At 67.0% G+C, this 16,157-nt stretch carries 17 protein-coding genes and 2 pseudogenes; 8 read left to right on the top strand and 11 right to left on the bottom strand.

Features of this window, described 5'->3' with window-relative positions; genetic code table 11:
• Positions 1–72: 72 nt before the first annotated feature.
• Both G5C60_RS31780 and G5C60_RS51245 read left to right on the top strand, forming a co-directional pair.
• Complete coding sequence (locus G5C60_RS31780) at positions 73–1,722, top strand: M4 family metallopeptidase (protein WP_165264454.1); 1,650 nt, start codon at positions 73–75, stop codon at positions 1,720–1,722.
• A 100-nt stretch (positions 1,723–1,822) separates the two neighbouring features.
• Positions 1,823–2,146, top strand: coding sequence for a Tn3 family transposase (locus tag G5C60_RS51245; protein ID WP_206440244.1), 324 nt, complete (start codon positions 1,823–1,825; stop codon positions 2,144–2,146).
• On the opposite strand, the gene G5C60_RS31770 is transcribed toward G5C60_RS51245, so the two are convergent.
• Positions 2,102–2,992, bottom strand: coding sequence for an NAD(P)-dependent oxidoreductase (locus tag G5C60_RS31770; protein ID WP_165264453.1), 891 nt, complete (start codon positions 2,990–2,992; stop codon positions 2,102–2,104). The genes G5C60_RS51245 and G5C60_RS31770 overlap by 45 nt on opposite strands.
• A gap of 175 nt (positions 2,993–3,167) precedes the next feature.
• Here G5C60_RS31770 and G5C60_RS31765 point away from each other — a divergent pair, with 175 nt between their 5' ends.
• Entirely contained in the window at positions 3,168–3,497 is a 330-nt protein-coding gene (locus G5C60_RS31765) for a winged helix-turn-helix transcriptional regulator (protein WP_165264452.1), read from the top strand.
• Between the two features lie 220 nt (positions 3,498–3,717).
• A complete protein-coding gene (locus tag G5C60_RS31760) occupies positions 3,718–4,530 on the top strand; it encodes a recombinase family protein (protein WP_338145989.1) in 813 nt (270 codons plus the stop codon).
• 56 nt (positions 4,531–4,586) lie between these two features.
• Here G5C60_RS31760 and G5C60_RS31755 read toward each other — a convergent pair whose 3' ends face one another.
• Positions 4,587–5,087 carry a hypothetical protein gene (locus tag G5C60_RS31755; protein WP_165264450.1) on the bottom strand — a complete coding sequence of 167 codons (501 nt, stop codon included), beginning with the start codon at positions 5,085–5,087 and terminating at the stop codon, positions 4,587–4,589.
• 311 nt (positions 5,088–5,398) lie between these two features.
• On the opposite strand from G5C60_RS31755, the pseudogene G5C60_RS31750 reads away from it, so the two are divergent.
• Positions 5,399–5,566: pseudogene (locus G5C60_RS31750) on the top strand (M4 family metallopeptidase); the annotation flags it as partial.
• A 167-nt stretch (positions 5,567–5,733) separates the two neighbouring features.
• Here G5C60_RS31750 and G5C60_RS31745 read toward each other — a convergent pair.
• The 3 genes and pseudogenes from G5C60_RS31745 to G5C60_RS31735 all read right to left on the bottom strand — a co-directional run.
• A complete protein-coding gene (locus tag G5C60_RS31745) occupies positions 5,734–5,976 on the bottom strand; it encodes a hypothetical protein (RefSeq protein WP_165264449.1) in 243 nt (80 codons plus the stop codon).
• Positions 5,973–6,221: a hypothetical protein gene (locus tag G5C60_RS31740; protein ID WP_165264462.1), complete on the bottom strand. Its 249-nt coding sequence runs from the start codon at positions 6,219–6,221 to the stop codon at positions 5,973–5,975. The genes G5C60_RS31745 and G5C60_RS31740 overlap by 4 nt, the downstream gene beginning before the upstream one ends.
• Before the next feature lie 99 nt (positions 6,222–6,320).
• Positions 6,321–6,683: pseudogene (locus G5C60_RS31735) on the bottom strand (ATP-binding protein); the annotation flags it as partial.
• A 237-nt stretch (positions 6,684–6,920) separates the two neighbouring features.
• Between G5C60_RS31735 and G5C60_RS31730 the strand changes: the two are divergent.
• From G5C60_RS31730 to G5C60_RS31720, 3 genes are all read left to right on the top strand, one after another.
• Positions 6,921–7,790, top strand: coding sequence for a helix-turn-helix domain-containing protein (locus tag G5C60_RS31730; protein ID WP_165264461.1), 870 nt, complete (start codon positions 6,921–6,923; stop codon positions 7,788–7,790).
• Positions 7,787–8,017, top strand: a complete 231-nt coding sequence (locus G5C60_RS31725; protein ID WP_338145988.1) for a DUF397 domain-containing protein — start codon at positions 7,787–7,789, stop codon at positions 8,015–8,017. The genes G5C60_RS31730 and G5C60_RS31725 overlap by 4 nt, the downstream gene beginning before the upstream one ends.
• Positions 8,018–8,164: 147 nt before the next feature.
• Positions 8,165–8,797 carry a DUF998 domain-containing protein gene (locus tag G5C60_RS31720; RefSeq protein WP_165264447.1) on the top strand — a complete coding sequence of 211 codons (633 nt, stop codon included), beginning with the start codon at positions 8,165–8,167 and terminating at the stop codon, positions 8,795–8,797.
• A 333-nt stretch (positions 8,798–9,130) separates the two neighbouring features.
• Here the strand turns inward: G5C60_RS31720 and G5C60_RS31715 are convergent, their stop codons facing one another.
• The 6 genes from G5C60_RS31715 to thyX are packed head-to-tail and all read right to left on the bottom strand — an operon-like array spanning position 9,131 to position 15,569.
• Positions 9,131–10,522: an ATP-grasp domain-containing protein gene (locus G5C60_RS31715; RefSeq protein ID WP_165264446.1), complete on the bottom strand. Its 1,392-nt coding sequence runs from the start codon at positions 10,520–10,522 to the stop codon at positions 9,131–9,133.
• The gene (locus tag G5C60_RS31710; protein ID WP_165264445.1) at positions 10,516–11,757 is read right to left on the bottom strand and encodes an ATP-grasp domain-containing protein; all 1,242 of its coding nucleotides are present in this window, start codon (positions 11,755–11,757) and stop codon (positions 10,516–10,518) included. Before G5C60_RS31710 ends, G5C60_RS31715 begins: the two co-directional genes overlap by 7 nt.
• Entirely contained in the window at positions 11,754–13,091 is a 1,338-nt protein-coding gene (locus G5C60_RS31705; RefSeq protein ID WP_165264444.1) for an MFS transporter, read from the bottom strand. Before G5C60_RS31705 ends, G5C60_RS31710 begins: the two co-directional genes overlap by 4 nt.
• A 21-nt stretch (positions 13,092–13,112) precedes the next feature.
• Positions 13,113–14,168: an isopenicillin N synthase family dioxygenase gene (locus tag G5C60_RS31700; RefSeq protein WP_165264443.1), complete on the bottom strand. Its 1,056-nt coding sequence runs from the start codon at positions 14,166–14,168 to the stop codon at positions 13,113–13,115.
• Positions 14,104–14,823 carry an LOG family protein gene (locus tag G5C60_RS31695; protein WP_338145987.1) on the bottom strand — a complete coding sequence of 240 codons (720 nt, stop codon included), beginning with the start codon at positions 14,821–14,823 and terminating at the stop codon, positions 14,104–14,106. Before G5C60_RS31695 ends, G5C60_RS31700 begins: the two co-directional genes overlap by 65 nt.
• Positions 14,820–15,569 carry an FAD-dependent thymidylate synthase gene (thyX, locus tag G5C60_RS31690; RefSeq protein ID WP_206440246.1) on the bottom strand — a complete coding sequence of 250 codons (750 nt, stop codon included), beginning with the start codon at positions 15,567–15,569 and terminating at the stop codon, positions 14,820–14,822. Before thyX ends, G5C60_RS31695 begins: the two co-directional genes overlap by 4 nt.
• Positions 15,570–16,157 lie beyond the last annotated feature (588 nt).

Below are 16,157 nucleotides of genomic sequence, written 5' to 3'. Positions count from 1 at the left end.
CGCTCCCCCACCAGGCCTCCACGGCACCCCAGGCCGCCCCACACGCGTTCGCGCGCCTTCCTGAGGAGATCGATGAGTCGGATACGGCAGCAGCACATCCGAGGTTCGCGCCTCGCCACCGTCGGCATATCCGCGGCGGCCACCGCCCTGTTGGCGGGCGCCCTCGCCCCGACCGCGGTGACGGCCGACAGACCGACCCGCGCCACGGCGATCGACAACGCCACGTCGGTGCTCCTTGACCAGGCCGCGCGCCTCGGTCTCACCTCCGCGCAGGGGACGAAGGTCCGTGACGTGATCGTCGACGCGGACGGCAGCCAGCACGTGCGTTACGACCGTACGTACCGCCAAGTCCCCGTTATGGGTGGCGACTTCGTGGTCCACCTGGCCCCGGACGGCGACTACCGCGGCGCGGACCGTGCAATCTCCGGCGATCTCTCCGTGCCGTCCGTCAAGCCTTCGGTGCCCGCCCCGAAAGCCGCCGACCTGGCCGCTGCCGCGCTGCGCGCCGCGAACCTCGGCGAGACGCTCCGCAAGATAACGTCCAAGCCCCAGCTGGTCGTTGACGCCCTCCACGGCTCCCCCAAGCTGGCCTGGCGCACCGAGGCCGCGGGCCAGGACTCGCTCGGCAACCCGGTCGCCCGCGTCGTCCTCACCGACGCCGTCAGTGGCAAGCAGATCGACGCCTGGGACAGCATCGAGACGGCGACGGGTGACGGCCAGTCCCTCTACAGCGGCAAGGTGCCTCTGGAGACGACGCCCTCGGGATCGACGTACCAGCTCACCGACCCCTCGCGCGGGAACACGTACACGGGCGACGCCCAGAACAAGACGGACACCTGCGTCCTCGTCATCTGCGCGATACGCGCCCCCGCGACCGTCTTCACGGACTCCGACAACCACTGGGGCACCGGCGCGACTTCGGACCGCGCCACGGCCGCGGTCGACGCGCAGTACGGCACCGACACCACCTGGGACTACTACAAGAACGTCCACGGGCGCAGCGGCATCGCGGGGGACGGCAAGGGCTCGTACAACCGCGTGCACTACGGCAGCAAGTACAACAACGCCTTCTGGGACGACAGTTGCTTCTGCATGACGTACGGCGACGGTGACGGGACGACGTTCGGTCCACTGGTGTCACTCGATGTGGCGGGCCACGAAATGACCCACGGCGTCACGTCCAAGACGGCCGCCCTGACGTACTCGGGCGAGCCGGGCGGCCTGAACGAGGCGACGTCCGACATCTTCGGCACACTGGTCGAGTTCTACGCCGACAATCCCTCGGATCCCGGCGACTGGCTGATCGGCGAGAAGGTCGTGAAGCCCGGCTTCGGCCGCTCCGCCCTCCGCTACATGGACCAGCCCTCCAAGGACGGCAAGTCGGCGGACTGCTGGAGCTCGTCGGTCGGGGATATGGACGTGCACTACTCGTCCGGCGTCGCCAATCACTTCGCGTACCTCCTGGCGGAGGGCAGCGGCCCGAAGACGATCGGCGGCGTACAGCACAACGGCACCACCTGCAACGACGCGACGGTGACGGGGATCGGCAAGGCCAAGCTGGGCGCGATCTGGTACCGCGCGCTGACCGTCTACATGACGTCTTCGACGAAGTACGCGGGCGCCCGGACGGCGACGCTGAACGCGGCGAAGGATCTGTACGGGGCGGGGAGTACGGAGTACGAGGCTGTGGCGGCGGCTTGGAGCGCCGTGTCCGTGGGGTGAGTCCCGGGGGAGGCGGTCGGCCCGGGCTTACGTCCGGGGCGGCCGCCGCAGGTGGGTAGGCGCGGGCGGCGCCATACGGACGGCCTCCTCGTCCTCTTCCATGACCTCCACCGCGATCCGCACCCGCACCGCCTCCACCGAGGCGATCCTGCGCCGCTTCACCCGCAACGCCTCCCACCCCACCTACGCGGCGATGCTGGAGGTCGGCCGCGCCCAGAAGACCATCTTCGTCGCCCGCTACCTGCGGCTACGCGACCTCCAGCGGGAGATCGAGGAGGGCCTCGACGTCATAGCCGCAGCGGAGTTGTCGCTGGGCCGACCGGTACCCGTGAGGCAGCGGGGCGATATCGCGGCTCGTACTTCGAGTCCGGACGCTGCGCTACGCCACCTGCTCCGGCTTCCTCAGCACCTCGACCAGGGCTGAGATGCTGTGGTCTCCGTGGCCTGCCTCGACGGCCCGCTTCAACAGATCATGCAGGGGGGTGTGCCAGGCTGTGTCGATGTTCGACTCCTTGCCGAGCTCTTCGTCGTGGGCGGCTCCCGCAAGGAAGAGGTTCACAGTAGAAGCGGGCTTGCTGTAATCACCGCTGTCGATCTCCTGAGCAAGGGCCGGCAGGACGGAATTGATCATCTCGAACCACTTGATGGTGAAGCGCACCAACGTGCTTGCGTCCAGCCCGCGTGCCTGGACAGCAGCGGCGCCCTGGAAGAACCCGACGAGCGCCGGCAGCAGGGTGCCACCGACCGCCATCTCGTAGAGCGCAGCGAGATCCGTCTCATCGCCGAGATGGACGGTGTCGCCGCCCAGCACCCTCAGGGTCGTCTTGTACTCGTCGAACACGCTTCTGTCGCCGCCGTAGTACAGAAGGGTGTCCGGCGCCCCCACGGCCGACGGCACGTTCTTGACCGCTCCGCCGAGGAACCGGGCGCCGTGGCCGGTGGCCCAGGCGGCCGTCTCGCGTGCGCCGGCCGGGGAACCGCTGTTCAGGGTGACGAGAGCCCGCCCGTTCAGCGCGGCAGCGGCCGGCTCCAGAGCCCGTTGGGTGTCCTCGAAGGTAGTCAGGCAGGTGATCACCAGCGGGCTCGCCGCGACCGCAGCTTCCACGGCCTCTGCATGGACTGCTCCCTTGGCCACCAGCGGCGCCGCCTTGCCCGGCGTGCGGTTCCACACCGTTGTCGGGTGCCCGGCGGCGACGAACGCTTCGGCCAGCGCGCGCCCCATCGAACCCAGCCCGATGACAGTCACGGGTGTGCGGTTGTCCCCAGTCATGTTTCGCTCCAGTACGCAGTCAGATGTTGAGCATCAAAAGAATCCCGAATGAGCACGTCCGCACCGGTCAATGGGCCCCCGCTGCGACGCTCGTTCCATGCTGGGGCTTCACACACATTCCATCAAGTACCTACAATTCTGTCTGGTACCCACATTCTTGTCAGTAGGAGTTTTCATGACGCGGCGGGCCTATACGTGTGGATTCGACGCCGCCATCGCGGTGATGGGGGGTAAGTGGAAGGGGCTGATCCTGTTTTCGCTTGGTGAAGGGCCGCTCCGCTTTGGAGAGTTGAGGCGAGCGGTGCCCGGCATCAGCGAAAGAATGCTGATCCTTCAGCTCCGGGAGTTGGAAGCCAGTGGCCTGGTGCATCGCGAGGTCTTTCACCAGGTACCGCCGAAGGTGGAGTACTCGTTGACCGAGTTCGGCCACTCCCTCAACGCCGCGCTCGCCCCCCTCGGTGAGTGGGGCGAGGAGCACATGGAACGCATTGAGGCCATCCCCTGAGCCCGACATGGATACCCTCCACGCGGCATGTCGGGATCGATATCGAGGGACGAGATCTACGGACCGAACCTCTCGTGTCCGAGAATCGACCGATTCCTGACCACGATCGGTACGCGGGGTCGCGCGACCGGATCGGCACCCGATCATGCCCATAAAACGGTGTCAGAAAGTCAGTGTGCTCAAGAACTCGGGGAGCACCGTTTTCTGTACGACCTGGCGTGTGCAGCAGCCTCGCGACGGCGACACCGCCGACCTCCTCGCCCTCGTTCCGGCCGTACGGGCCGGCGGACTCGTGGGATACGCGCGCGTGTCCACCAAAGGGCAACTGCTCGACCGGAAGTCCGGCAAGAACGCCGAACGCGAAGAGCTGTGGAAGACCCTCGACCACCTCCGCGAGGGCGACACCCTCGTCGTCCCGTCGCTGGACCGGCTCGGCCGCTCCATCCAGGACCTCATCGCCATCGTGTCCGGCCTGCGCAAGCGCGGCATCGGCTTCACCTCACTGCACGAGGCACTCGACATCACCACGCCCGGCGGGCGCCTGGTCTTCCACGTCTTCGCCGCCCTGGCGGAGTTCATCCGAGAACTCATCATCCAGGGCGCCAACGAAGGCCTGGACGCCGCCCGCGCCCGCGGTGTCCGCCTCGGCCGCCCGCCGGCCATGACCGAAGAGCAGGTCCGGCACGCCCGGGACCTGCTCGCCCGCCCGGAGAACACCGTCACCTCGATCGCGAAACTCCTCGGCGTCTCCCGCAACACCATCTACAACCAACACCATCTACAACTACGTGCCCGAACTGAAGGGCGGCGGCGTCCCGTACAGGCAGGTGTTACCCACGCTCATGTGGTGTCCAGCGAGTACGCGTCCTCATCCATGATCCGCATGTCGCGCATGAACGTCGCGAAGCGATTGCCCATGGACTCCTGGTTGTGCATGCCGGAGATCGCGGAGCGGCCGCAGACTTCCTTGAACGTCGGGTCGGTCCCGTTCAGGCTGAACAGGTGCACCGCCGTGCCGTGCTTCTTGGCATAGGTGCCGATGCACGCCGCGCGAACGCGAACTCACCGCCATTCCGGCTCGCGGGAAGATCAGCTGACGCGATACTTGCCGAACACGTGCAGCACCCCCGCGAACAGGAACTTTCCGCGGCCACCCAGCACCCCATAGATCTCGACGAAGGCGTCTCTCGAATCCGGCACTGCCGCGATCCGCAGGGTGAACGTGCGTCGGCCGGTCAGCCGGTGGCTGTACCACTCATCACGCTCGATGTCCGTTCCCGGCAGGGCCGCCTCGACGACCTCCCATTCGGAGTCCCCGAAGTCGTGCTCGGCGAAGTGCGCCAACACCTCGCACAGGGGCCGCAGGTTCTCGCCGTGGATCCGCCGCTTGTCCATGGCGCGGGTCTCGCCGACCGAATGGGCGTGGACACCGTCCCACACTCCCAGACTCACGAGGCGGCGCTGGCGGCCCCTTTCGATCCGGGCGAACATCGCCAGCAATCCGCCGAGCAGCACGCCGATGCCCAACGCGGGCAGAACGTCTCCCTCGAGGAGGATGATGAAGAGGCCCCACCACACGATCCCTGCCACAAGCCAGACGACGAGTGGCCGCCTGGCTGCAACCATCTGAGACCTGGTCGGAGGCCGCTGTCCTCCGAGGGCGCGATCGACAGCCCAGAAGGCGCGCGCCAGATCCCCACCCTTGATCGGCATGGCGGGAGCGTAGCCCGTCCCCGCCGCAGAAGCAGGCCCAGGGCGAGCGCATGCAGGTACGGGCTCCGCACCACGGGCTCATGACCTCGGACCCCGGAACGCCTCGGCGTGGACGCGGACGCCTTCCGAACCTCCCTCAGCCCGTCAGGCCCTGGATGCGGAACTGCATCACGTGGTACGACCAGGAGTGGCTGGGCGCGTTCTGGTCCCGCGCCCTGACCGTCTACATGACGTCTTCGACGAAGTACGCGGGCGCCCGGACGGCGACGCTGAACGCGGCGAAGGATCTGTACGGGGCGGGGAGTACGGAGTACGAGGCTGTGGCGGCGGCTTGGTCTGCCGTCTCCGTGAACTGACCGTCCAGGCGGTCCAGGCGGCATGCGGTCGGCACGGGCTTATGTCCGGGCCGACCGCCGTACGTCGGGAGTCGCCGGCGGCACTGCATGGGCGGCCCTCCGCATCCGCTCCCCCGCCGCCGCACGCCGCTGCCGGTTGGCCATCCCTCTGGAGCCGAGCCCCTCGCTCACAGCCCGGGAACGAGCCTGACCACGGTCACGGTCAGGACGGAACCGGAGACGTAGTAGAGCACGATTGCACCGAGGACGGTCGCCTCTCGCCGGTCTCGCTCTCCCCCGACAGCGGTCGATCCGCAGCCGTACGGATCACGGCCGATGGTCCGATCCATCGCACTCCTGAACGCTTCGGCGTTCCGCATCTTGGCCAAGGTGTCGTCGGCGGGCGGCGCGTAGGTGATGCGGTGGCTCAAGCGACGCCCCGCCTCTCGGCCTCGTCCGCGGCGAGCCGCTCCAGCAGCGCGTCGGCCTCCGGGTCGGGCACGGCCTCCAGCATCCAGTGCCGCATGACGGCGTGGATGTCGTGCACTCCGGCCTCGTTGACGGCGCGGTCGAATTCCTCACGCCGCTCTTCCGGGAGAGCGGCGCGGATGTCGGGGATGCTGTTGGGCACCTCGACCTCGACGCCGTTGACGAAGGTCTTCAGCGGTTCGGCCATCGTCGTCCTCCTCAGGAGCCGGAATTCGCTGGGCTCACGGTACTGGGCGGGGGCCGCCTGACATACGACGTCCAGCTCGCACCACACGGACTTGCCGACCTTCAGCTCGGACACGCCCCACCGGTCGGCGATCTCCCTGACGATCAGCAGCCCGCGCCCGAACATGTCGTCCGCAGTCGCCTCTCGAAGGCTCGGCCGTACCTCGCCCTTCGGGTCGGATACAGAGACGCGTACGGCTCGCTCGGTAAGGGTGAGTTCCACCCGGAAGAGCCGGTCGCGCAGGCACCCGTGCAGTACGGCGTTGCCGCCCAGCTCGGACACCAACAGCGCTGTGTCAGCAGCGAGTTCGGGGTGACCCCACTCGGTGAGGAGGCGGTGGGCGCGGCGGCGGGCGAGGGTGACGCTTTTGGGGAGAGGGGTGTAGTCCAGGCGGTCGTACTGGAGCGGAACTTCGTCCAGCATTGCGGGCTCTTCGGGGGCGACCATGTCGCTCACCTCCGGGCAGGTTGAGCAGCGCCATGCACCAACTGGCGCCGCTCTGCGAGCAGTTCGTCACCGACGGTAGGGGCAGCCCATCATTACCGCAAGTTCCTCTTGGAGGATTTCCTCCAATTGAGGTTTGCTTGGCTGACGCGCACCGCGCCAGACTGACGGCGCAACAACGCCAGGAGGAGCACCAACGTGACCGCGAGCCAGTCGATGCAGGGCAACAGCACCTCCACCGTCCTGGGGCGTCGACTGGGCGGTGAACTCATCAAGTTGCGCATCGCCGCCGGTATGACACAGACCCACGCGGCCAGGGCCCTCACGGCGTCCACCACGAAGATCGCGAAAATGGAGCGCGGCTGGGTACCCATGCGCGACCCGGATGTCCGTGCCCTGTGCGAGCTGTACGGAGTTCACGACCCCGGTACCGTCGGAGGTCTCCTGGAGCTCGCGAAGGTCGATCGTGAGCGTCGTAAAGCCAGGGGATGGTGGGACGACTACACAATCCGTGGCGTCATGCAGGAGTACGTCACTCTGGAGAGCGCCGCAACGGCGATCAAGGTGTGGCAACCCGCGTTCGTCCCTGGACTGCTCCAAACCGCCGAATACGTACAGGCTCTGCGCAGCAACCCCATCACGTCGGCGGCCACGAACAGGCAGTCCGACGAGGAGTTCGTCGCTGCACGGCTCGCACGGCAGCAGCGCCTCTCGGAGGATCCACCCCTCTCGCTGCGGACTGTGATCTACGAGGCAGTGCTCCGGAACTTCCCTGGCGGAACGAAAGAGGCGCGCAGGCAACTCGACCACCTGGCGCAGATGGCCGACTTGCCGAACATCGGTCTCCAGATCTTCCCGTTCAGTGCAGGCACACACTTCGGCTTGAACGGCTCGTTCAACATCATCTCGTTCGCCGAGCCCGGAGCCATGGACATCGTCTACGTGGAGGCCCCCTTCGCTCAGCGGTGGGTGGAAGGCGGAGAGGGTGCTGCTGCCTACGATGAGCTGTTCGAGATGATCGCCGAACGCTCCCTCGATCAACGGGAGTCCGTGCTGTTCCTCCACAAGCTCCGTAAGGAACTGTGACCGTGCCCGAATTCCAGTACTGCAAGTCCACCTATAGCGACCCCGAAGCCGAGTGCGTCGAAGTAGCCACCAACATCCCCACCACCATCGCCATACGCGACTCGAAGAACCCCACCGGCCCATCCCTCCACGTCCGCCCTGCCACCTGGACGGCCTTCCAAACAGCCCTGCTTGCAAAGCCGGCTCGCGAGAAGAGCGGACGAGGACGACGACGTAGGCGAGTTTGAGGGTCAGGGATCCGGTCGCTGTCTTCGAGCCGCAGGGTGAGCAGCGGGCCGTCGAGGGTGTCCGTGTCGAGTACGGCCCCGGTGTGGTGCGCTCTCTTGGGGATCGGCTTACCTAAGCGGATGTCAACATAGGTTGACACACCCATCATGTCAACCTATGTTGACATGATGGGTAATCAAACACTGCTTGCCTGCGGGATGGCCGCTGGCCCTCTCTTCACGGTCGCGTACCTACTGGCAGGCGCCAGCCGTGTGGACTACAAGCCGTCCCGCCATCCCGTCAGTTCGCTCGCCCTCGGCCGCGCCGGGTGGGCGCAAACCGTCAACTTCCTCTTCACGGGCTTGCTGTCGCTGATTTTTGCTGTGGGCATGTGGCGCGCTGGTACTTCCCGCTGGGGTGCACTGCTGATCGGCGTATGGGCGGTCGGTCTGCTGGGCGCAGGTGCCTGCCGCACGGATCCGGTGAGCGGTTACCCAGTCGGCACCCCCGATCAGCTCCTGCGCCCCACCCGCGCCGGGTCTCTGCATGACGTGTTCTCCCTCATCGGATTTCTCGCCCTTACCGCGGCCTGTTTCGTCTTCGCCCTGTCCAACTCGCCGGGATGGGTCCTCTACTCGATCGCCAGCGGTGTGCTCTTCGCAACCACGATGGCGCTGGCCAATGCCGCGTTCAGCCAGCATCGACGCTGGGTGGATCTCGGCGGACTGATCCAGCGCGTCTCACTCACGATCGGCTTCGCCTGGCAGACGCTGCTCGCCGTGCGCATCCTGCACACCTGACGGTTGCCCCATACTCGCTGGTCACGGCAGGGATGATCTTTCCGTGGCTGGTGCGATCACGGCGTCGGAGCCGTCTACATCGTCACGTCCCTGATCACCTGGGTCGCGGACCACCACGGCCAGATCCGCGAACACCGGGCCCACACCGCCATCGCTCCCTGCTCTGCATCACGTAGGTACGACCAGGAGTGGCTGGGCGCGATCTGGTACCGCGCCGCGCCCTGGCCGTCTGCATGACGCCCTCGACGACGTACGCGGGCGCCCGGACGGCGACGCTGAACGCGGCGAAGGACCTCGGGCGCCGCCGCCCGGTCGAGGGCCTGCGGGCCGTCGTCAGGAGGTCGCCGTCCCGGCGAATTCGGAGTTGCGAGGAACGGCCGGCGGTGTGTCCGGCACGGCACGACGGATGACACTGTCGATCTCGTCGATGAGATGTAGGGGCATGAGCCCGAAACGTCCGGTGAGGGAGCGCAGTGTGGAGACGAGGTGGGCGGCCTCCGCCGGTCGGCAGGAGAGGATGACGTTTCCGTGATCCACACCGTCGATGTGCAGCTGGGTGGCACGTACCAGATCCAGTTCCGACTCCATGGCGCGTACGGCTTCCGCTGTGAGTTCCGTGACGGGGAACTGGAAGGCGAGGCGGTGGTGGGCCTGCTCCCGGTCGTGGGCCACGGCTTGCGACCAGCGGCCCATCGCCAGATCGACCAGGCATGCGTAGGTGTTGCAGCCGGATGCCGCGATCGACAGGGTCGTCGACCCGGAGACCCGGGGGTTGATTTCGATGATCTGGTAGACCCCGTCGGTGTAGATCATTTCGATCTCGGCCGCACCTTCGATGCCGATCTCTGCGCACATGTCCCGGAGGATCTGGGCAACGGGGGCGAAGTCCGCTTCGGCCGCCGGTCGAGGTGCCGCGTATCGCAGATTGCCGAAGGTGAATTCGGGTTTGCCGCCGGTCGGCCCCTTCCAGATGAGCGGCTGAATCACGTACTCGCCCGCACGGCCGATGATCTCGACGGAGCACAGTTCTCCGCGCAAGCACTTCTCGAGCACCGCGTTGCCGTTGTACGGCGATCGTAGGTAGGTGCGCAGGTCTGCCTTGCCGTCGAGGAAGCTGACACCGTTGGCCAGGCAGTCCCACAAGGGTTTGGTGAGCAGTGGAAAGCCGAACCGCAGGGCGTTGTGCTCGACAAGCTCGAGATAGGAAGGCACCGCGAGGCTTCGCCCGTTGAGCAGGTCCCCGTCCAGAAGCATGCCGTCGGGGGTGTCGAGGCCGAAGGAGCGGACCAGTTCCTTGGTATCCCATTTGTTGGCCAGTTGGCGGGTTGCTTCGACGCTGTGCATGACCATGGGAATGCCGTGCGCGGCGAGTTCTTCCTTGACCAGTGCGTCCCGTAGAGCATTTTCGTCCGCGATCGAGAGTGAGATGACGGCGTCAGGCTGCCATTCGAGAAGGTGTGCGGCGGCTTGGTCCGCGGTGACGTCCGGGCTCATCTTCGCGGCTTCACCCGGGAAGTCCGCAGCGGTGCAGTCGCCGTCGGTGTAGAAGAGCTTGGCTTGGATGCCGTCCTTGACGAAGGTGTCGCGGAGGTGGCTGAGGTAGGGGCCGGTCTGCTGGATCTCGATGGAGCGCAAGAAGGCCATGCGCCGTATCGCCTGCGGTCCCGCCGCAGTCCTGGGTCCCGCCGCAGTCCTGGCCCCCGCCGTGGTCCTGGTGGTCACCATGAGGTCGCCACCTCCACCGTCACGGCGTTGACCACCTCGAGCGCGGCCTTGTTCACCTCTCGAGGCGTGCCGGCCCGCAGCATCACGTGGCCGACACGACCCATGGTGTCGCGCGGCGCCCCGACCTCCTCGCCGGGCATCTTGTACAGGGACGTGGCGATGACCTCATCGCCATGCGGAAGGCTGTCGATCCACCGGAGTGTGCCCGCCCGTGGGGCGGTGAGGAAGCGGATGGCGGCCGCCCGGTCCCGGCGGGGAGTGACCTCGGGCCGCTCCCCCAGCGCCGTCTGCAGGTAGGCGCGGGCTTCGCTGATGCCCAGCGCCTCGGCCACCAGCCGCATGATGTGGCCGCCGGGCGGACGCGCTCCGATTTCGATGACCTTCGCGATGCCGCGGGCGTCCGCCTTGATCTCGGTGTGGGCGACACCGTTGCGCAACCCGAGGGCGCCGGCGGCCTGTTCGGCGGCGGACAGGATCGCGGAGCGTGTCTCGTCCGTCAGTTCGGCGGGCACGGTGTGGCCGAGTTCGGCCCTGCTGGAGCCCTGCGTGGTGAACTTCTCCGTGACCGCCAGGTGATGGATCGTGCCGTCGCTGATCACGGATTCGACGCTGTACTCGTCCCCCTCCACGTACTCCTGTGCCAGAAGCGTGGTGTCCAGGGCGATGCCGTGCGGGAACTCATGCGTCTGGGCCTGGGCCAGTTCCGCGGCGGCGGGCAGCTCGGCAGCGGACCCGACCACGGACACGCCGATCGAGCCGGCGTTCTCCGCCGGCTTCACGACCAAGGGAAAGTGCAGGTCGCTTGCGGCGATGCGATGGGCCAGCTCCACGTGGTGGGAGGCCGCTACGGTGCGCGGCGCCGGCACATGGTGAGCGGCGAATGCCTCGGACATGACCCGCTTGTTGCGGCATGCGTCCGCGAGCTCCGGGGCATGGCCGGGAAGCCCCAGTTCCGCCGCGAGCCGGATGGCCAGCGGCGAGAGGAACTCCCAGGAAGTGACCACACCGTCCATGCCGTGCGCCCGGCAGAACGTCGCCAGGTCGCGCAGTGCTGTTGCCGGTTGGCAGAAGTCGGTGAAGACGGTCCCGCTGATCGCCTCTTTGAGTTCGGTGGGGTACTGCTCGTAGAGCTCCTTGTGCGTGGCGACGTACGCCTCGATGCCGAGCTCGTCGGCCGCGTTCAGTAACTCCTGACCGGCGGCCCCGTTGGCCTCGATCAGCAGGATCTTCTTCATGACAGGTTTCCTTCCCATGCGCCGGCGTCGCTGCCGGCAGGGGCATGCGCAGGCGTGTCCTTTGCAGGAGCATTCGCCGGCGGGTCGTTGGCAGGGGCATTCGCCGGCTTGTCGTTTGCCGAGGTGCGGCGCCTGGTCCGCTCCAGGCTCAGTACCAGGGGAATGGCGGCGAGGCTGATCGCGGAGAGAAAGAGCCAGGGCCACGCGGACCCCTGGGCCAGGAGCGACGTCAACGCCACCGGGGCGATGACACCGCCGAGGGTCCAGGAGAGCTGGTAGACGGCGAGGTAGCGACCGCGGGCGTGAGCGGAAGCGAGTACGACACTGAGTTCGCTCATCGACGGCGAGCCCAGGACCTCGGCCAGCGTGTAGACGATGACGGCTGTCAGCAGGCCCGCCAGTGCGGCCCAGGGGGGCAGCAGGCTGAGTGCGGCGAACCCTCCGAAGGCGATCGCGTTGACGATGGCCACGAGGGTCTGTGTCAGTGCCACGAGCGCGGTGTTGAGGGTGATCAGTACGCCGACCACCCACGTTCCCGCCTTGAGGTTCTCGGTTGCGTAGATGCCCAGCAGGACGCTCGGCGCCATGGCCGCGAGCACGAATGCGAGGTTGGCTGCGACGAGCCGCATGTACGCGCCGTCGTGCAACACCGCGAGATAGCTTGCCTTCGGGGGCTGCGGGGCGTCCGGCTCGTCGGTGCCCGCGCCGGCCGGCTCGTCGGCGTGGCGCCAGGTACGGATGAGCCAAGCCGCCGCCAGATACGTCAGTACGTTGATCCCCACGAGCACCCTGAGCCCGGTGGTGCCCGCCACAGCCACGGCCAGGGCGGAGACCGCGCCGCCGAAGCCGATGCCCACATTGCGCAGGACGCGTATGAAACCGAACCACCGTGTGCGGTCGTGCTCGTGGGCGACGAGAGCGACCAGCGCACTGCTGGAGGTCCAGTACATGGACGCTCCGGTCTGCACGATGAGCTGGGTGAGGACGATCTGCCAGGCAGAGTCGGCAACCAGCAGGCTGACGAAGCCGGCAGCGGATACGAGATTGCCGATGGCCACGACCGCGCGGGGTCCGAATCTGTCGACCAGCCAGCCGGCCACGGCGGGCACGGGCAACGCCAGGCAGTAGCCCAGAGTCAGCGACGCGCCCACCGAGACCAGGGACAGCGTGGTGACGTGGGAGAAGTACACGACCATGAATGAAATGACCAGGCCGCTGGCCAGGCTGTCGATGGCATTGGCCGCAACGAATCGCCCATGGCCCGTGAGGTCGGGGAACCCGAGCCGCGCCGTGAGCGACTCGCTGCGGCCCGGGGAGGATGTGGTCGGTGGCATTCATGAACCGTTTCTTCTGTCCTACAGGCCGTAGGCGCGGCGGAATTTCTCCATGATGTATTCGCCGGACAGCACCGGTTCGTGCCGGGGCGGATTACCGGGAGTGGTGCACGTTGGAATGCACTCGATCAGCGTGTCGAAATTCGGCTGGTGAAAGAACGGTATCGAGTAGCGTTCGCGGTGCGAGAATTCGCGCGGCGGGTTGACCACCCGGTGGATCGTGCTGACCCACTTGTTGTTCGTCCAGATCGCCATGAGATCCCCGATGTTGATGACGAAGGAACCGGGAATCACGGGGGCATCGCGCCACTCGCCCTGCCGGTCCTGGACCTGCAGCCCGCCGGGAGCGTCGTCCTGGTAGAGGATGGTGAGGCTGCCCCAGTCGCTGTGGACACCTTTGCGCAGCTGGCCCGGTGCCGGCGCCACGGGCTGAGCGGGGTAGTAGTTCGCGGTCAGGTTCGTCATGTGCCGGTCGACCTTGTGGTCGAACCAGTGCTCCGGGAGCTGGAGAGCGAGCGCGAACAGCCGCATGATCTCGAACGCGAGATCTTCCATCCGCCCGTAGTAGTCGCGGTACGCCTCGCAGAACCCGGGCAGCCGGGGCCACTTGTTGGGCAGTCGCAGCCGCTCGTCGACACCCGCCGGGAGCGAGTTGTCGTGGCCTTCCCCGAGCCGGTTGTAGGTGAAGGTCTCCGAGAGGTCCGGCCGCGAACGCTCCTCCGCGACCGAGGCTTCGGCGTTTGACGCGGCGAGGCTGCCCTGACGCCCGAAGCCGCGCATCAGAGGGTCATGAGCGTCGCTGCGCAGCGCCTCCTTCTGCTCATGCGGGAGAGCGAAGAACTGCCGCGTGGCCTCGTACATCCCGGAGATGGACGCTTCCGGCACACCGTGCCCGACGACCACGAGGAATCCGCTGTCCTCGCAGGCCGCGCCGATCGCGTCGGCCACCGCCTGGCGCGCCCCGGCGGTGCCGCCGAGCGCCGAGCTGAGGTCGATCACCGGGACATATCCGTCAACCACGGTGATGGGAGAGGGGTTTGCGTTCTTCGCATTGGTCTGTTCGCTCGTCACCGTCATGGCTCGCTTCTTTCCTGTGGTTGCTGTGGTTGTTGTGCTTTTCGTGGTTGGCGTGGTTGCTGTGCTGTCCCGCAGGCCACCGAGGTGCCGGTGCTGTCCAGGTGCGGCAGACCTCGAGCAGGTCCCGGCAGTCATGGATGGGCACGAACCCCTCCAGCTCTTCGGGGCGCAGGAAGCCGTTGACGGCCATCCGCCGTCCCACTCCCAGGAGCCGGTCCCAGTAGCCCTCGACGTTCAGCAAGGTGATGGGCTTGCGGTGCTGGCCCAGTACGAGCCAGGCCCATACCTCGACGATCTCCTCGACCGTGCCCACACCGCCGGGCAGCGCGACGAAGCAGTCGCCGAGGTCGGCCATCAACTGCTTGCGCTCGTGCATCGAATCCACGACATGGAGTTCGGTCAGGCCGCGATGTGCGATCTCGGCGTGGACCAGAGACTCCGGGATGACGCCGGTGACCTTGCCACCCGCTTCGAGTGCGGCGTCCGCCACGGCCCCCATGAGGCCGACCGCGCCGCCGCCGTAGACGATCTCGCAGCCCGCGCGGACCAGTTCGGAGGCGAATGTCCTGGCCTCGCGCTCGAACACCGGCTTGTTTCCCGCTGACGAGCCGGCGTAGACGGTGACCTTCATGTCCCGTACTCCTGCGACCGTCACGGGCTCACCCGGCCGAATTCCTCGAATGCGCCGTGCGTCAGAGGCATGAGCTTGGCGAACTCGTCCTCCATCTGCTCGGCGACGATTTCGATCTCCCGCTGCGGGTGCGACACGTATGCGGCATCGCTTCGATTCGTGCGGAGGGCGAGGAAATGCATCAGCGCACGAGCGTTGCAGGTGGCATAGACAGCTGAGTACGTGGAGACCGGAAGGACCATACGGGCCAGCTCACGCGCGACTCCCGCACGGAGCAGGACGTTGTACTCCTCGTAGGCGGCTTGGTAGGCGCGCGACGCCGAGGTCGCCAGCATCGCGTGGTCCCCGTCGGCCCCGGGAACGTACTGGTAATCGCCCGGCTTTCCTTCCTGACGCAGGAGGCGGTCGCTGTCAGGCACGTAGAAGACCGGTTTGATCTCCCTGTAGCGCGCGCTCTCTTCGTTGAAGGACCACGTGCGGTGTCGCATCATGTGCCGCACCGTGAAAATCGGTGCGTTGACGAGGAACGTCATGTAATTGTGCTCGAACGGGCTGCCATGGCGGCTGCGCATCAGGTACTTGAGGAGTCCGTTCATGTAGCCCTCGCCGCGCTCCTCGCGGTGTGAGCGCTCACCGACGGTGGAAACACGGGCTGCTCGGACGACGCCGATGTCACTGGCGGAGTGGTCGACCAGTTCCACAGTGATATCGCTGCGCAACTCGAACCCGCTGTTCTCCGTGAGCTGCGGGCGGGTGCCCCGGGTGGGCAGGCCGATTTCGCTGATCTTCACTGAATTTCTCCTTCTCTTACGTCATGAGGACAGGCGCCGCCCGCGCTGGAAGGCTGCGGACTGCCTGTTCTTGTCGTGCTGCCGGACAGTGATCAGCACGAAGTGGTACGCGGCTCTGAACACGGCATGGACGCCTGCTCCCCACATCGGGGCCAAGCGCAGGAACGGTTGCCGGCACAGGAAGCGCGGGCCCGACATGCCGCGGCTGCTCGGCTCGGGTCTCGGGCGGGCAGCGGCTCGCGCACGGCGGGGCCGGCGCCGGTGGTCAGGATCGACAGACCGGCAGGCCTAGCAGGCCCGGCAGACCCAGCAGACCCGGCAGGCCCAGGATGGGCTGCGCCGCCTGCGAGCCCATGCGGTCACAGGCGCCGACCGGCCAATAGGGCCTGACGTCGCGCCATCGCACGGCTGATTCACTGCTCTGATCACTCAACACGGCTCCCCCGTCCGGGATACGGCTCCCCCGTGCGGCCGTTGATCCCTCAACCACTGTGGCCGCCCGGCCCAGAGGAAGGCTTGGACAAACCTTGTGCGGGCGCGTCCGGCCCGCTAGGACGGGGGGTGGAG

It is taken from the genome of Streptomyces scabichelini, from assembly GCF_011045015.1.
GTDB lineage: Bacteria > Actinomycetota > Actinomycetes > Streptomycetales > Streptomycetaceae > Streptomyces > Streptomyces scabichelini.
Note: the sequence above shows the minus strand (reverse complement) of the source record. Positions and strands in the feature narration are given on the sequence as shown.

Coding starts and splice junctions, on each gene's coding strand:
- G5C60_RS31780 (WP_165264454.1), top strand. CDS start 73: ATGAGTCGGATACGGCAGCAGCACATCCGAGGTTCGCGCCTCGCCACC.
- G5C60_RS51245 (WP_206440244.1), top strand. CDS start 1,823: ATGACCTCCACCGCGATCCGCACCCGCACCGCCTCCACCGAGGCGATC.
- G5C60_RS31770 (WP_165264453.1), bottom strand. CDS start 2,992: ATGACTGGGGACAACCGCACACCCGTGACTGTCATCGGGCTGGGTTCG.
- G5C60_RS31765 (WP_165264452.1), top strand. CDS start 3,168: ATGACGCGGCGGGCCTATACGTGTGGATTCGACGCCGCCATCGCGGTG.
- G5C60_RS31740 (WP_165264462.1), bottom strand. CDS start 6,221: ATGGCCGAACCGCTGAAGACCTTCGTCAACGGCGTCGAGGTCGAGGTG.
- G5C60_RS31730 (WP_165264461.1), top strand. CDS start 6,921: ATGCAGGGCAACAGCACCTCCACCGTCCTGGGGCGTCGACTGGGCGGT.
- G5C60_RS31720 (WP_165264447.1), top strand. CDS start 8,165: ATGTCAACCTATGTTGACATGATGGGTAATCAAACACTGCTTGCCTGC.
- G5C60_RS31715 (WP_165264446.1), bottom strand. CDS start 10,522: ATGGTGACCACCAGGACCACGGCGGGGGCCAGGACTGCGGCGGGACCC.
- G5C60_RS31710 (WP_165264445.1), bottom strand. CDS start 11,757: ATGAAGAAGATCCTGCTGATCGAGGCCAACGGGGCCGCCGGTCAGGAG.
- G5C60_RS31705 (WP_165264444.1), bottom strand. CDS start 13,091: ATGCCACCGACCACATCCTCCCCGGGCCGCAGCGAGTCGCTCACGGCG.
- G5C60_RS31700 (WP_165264443.1), bottom strand. CDS start 14,168: ATGACGGTGACGAGCGAACAGACCAATGCGAAGAACGCAAACCCCTCT.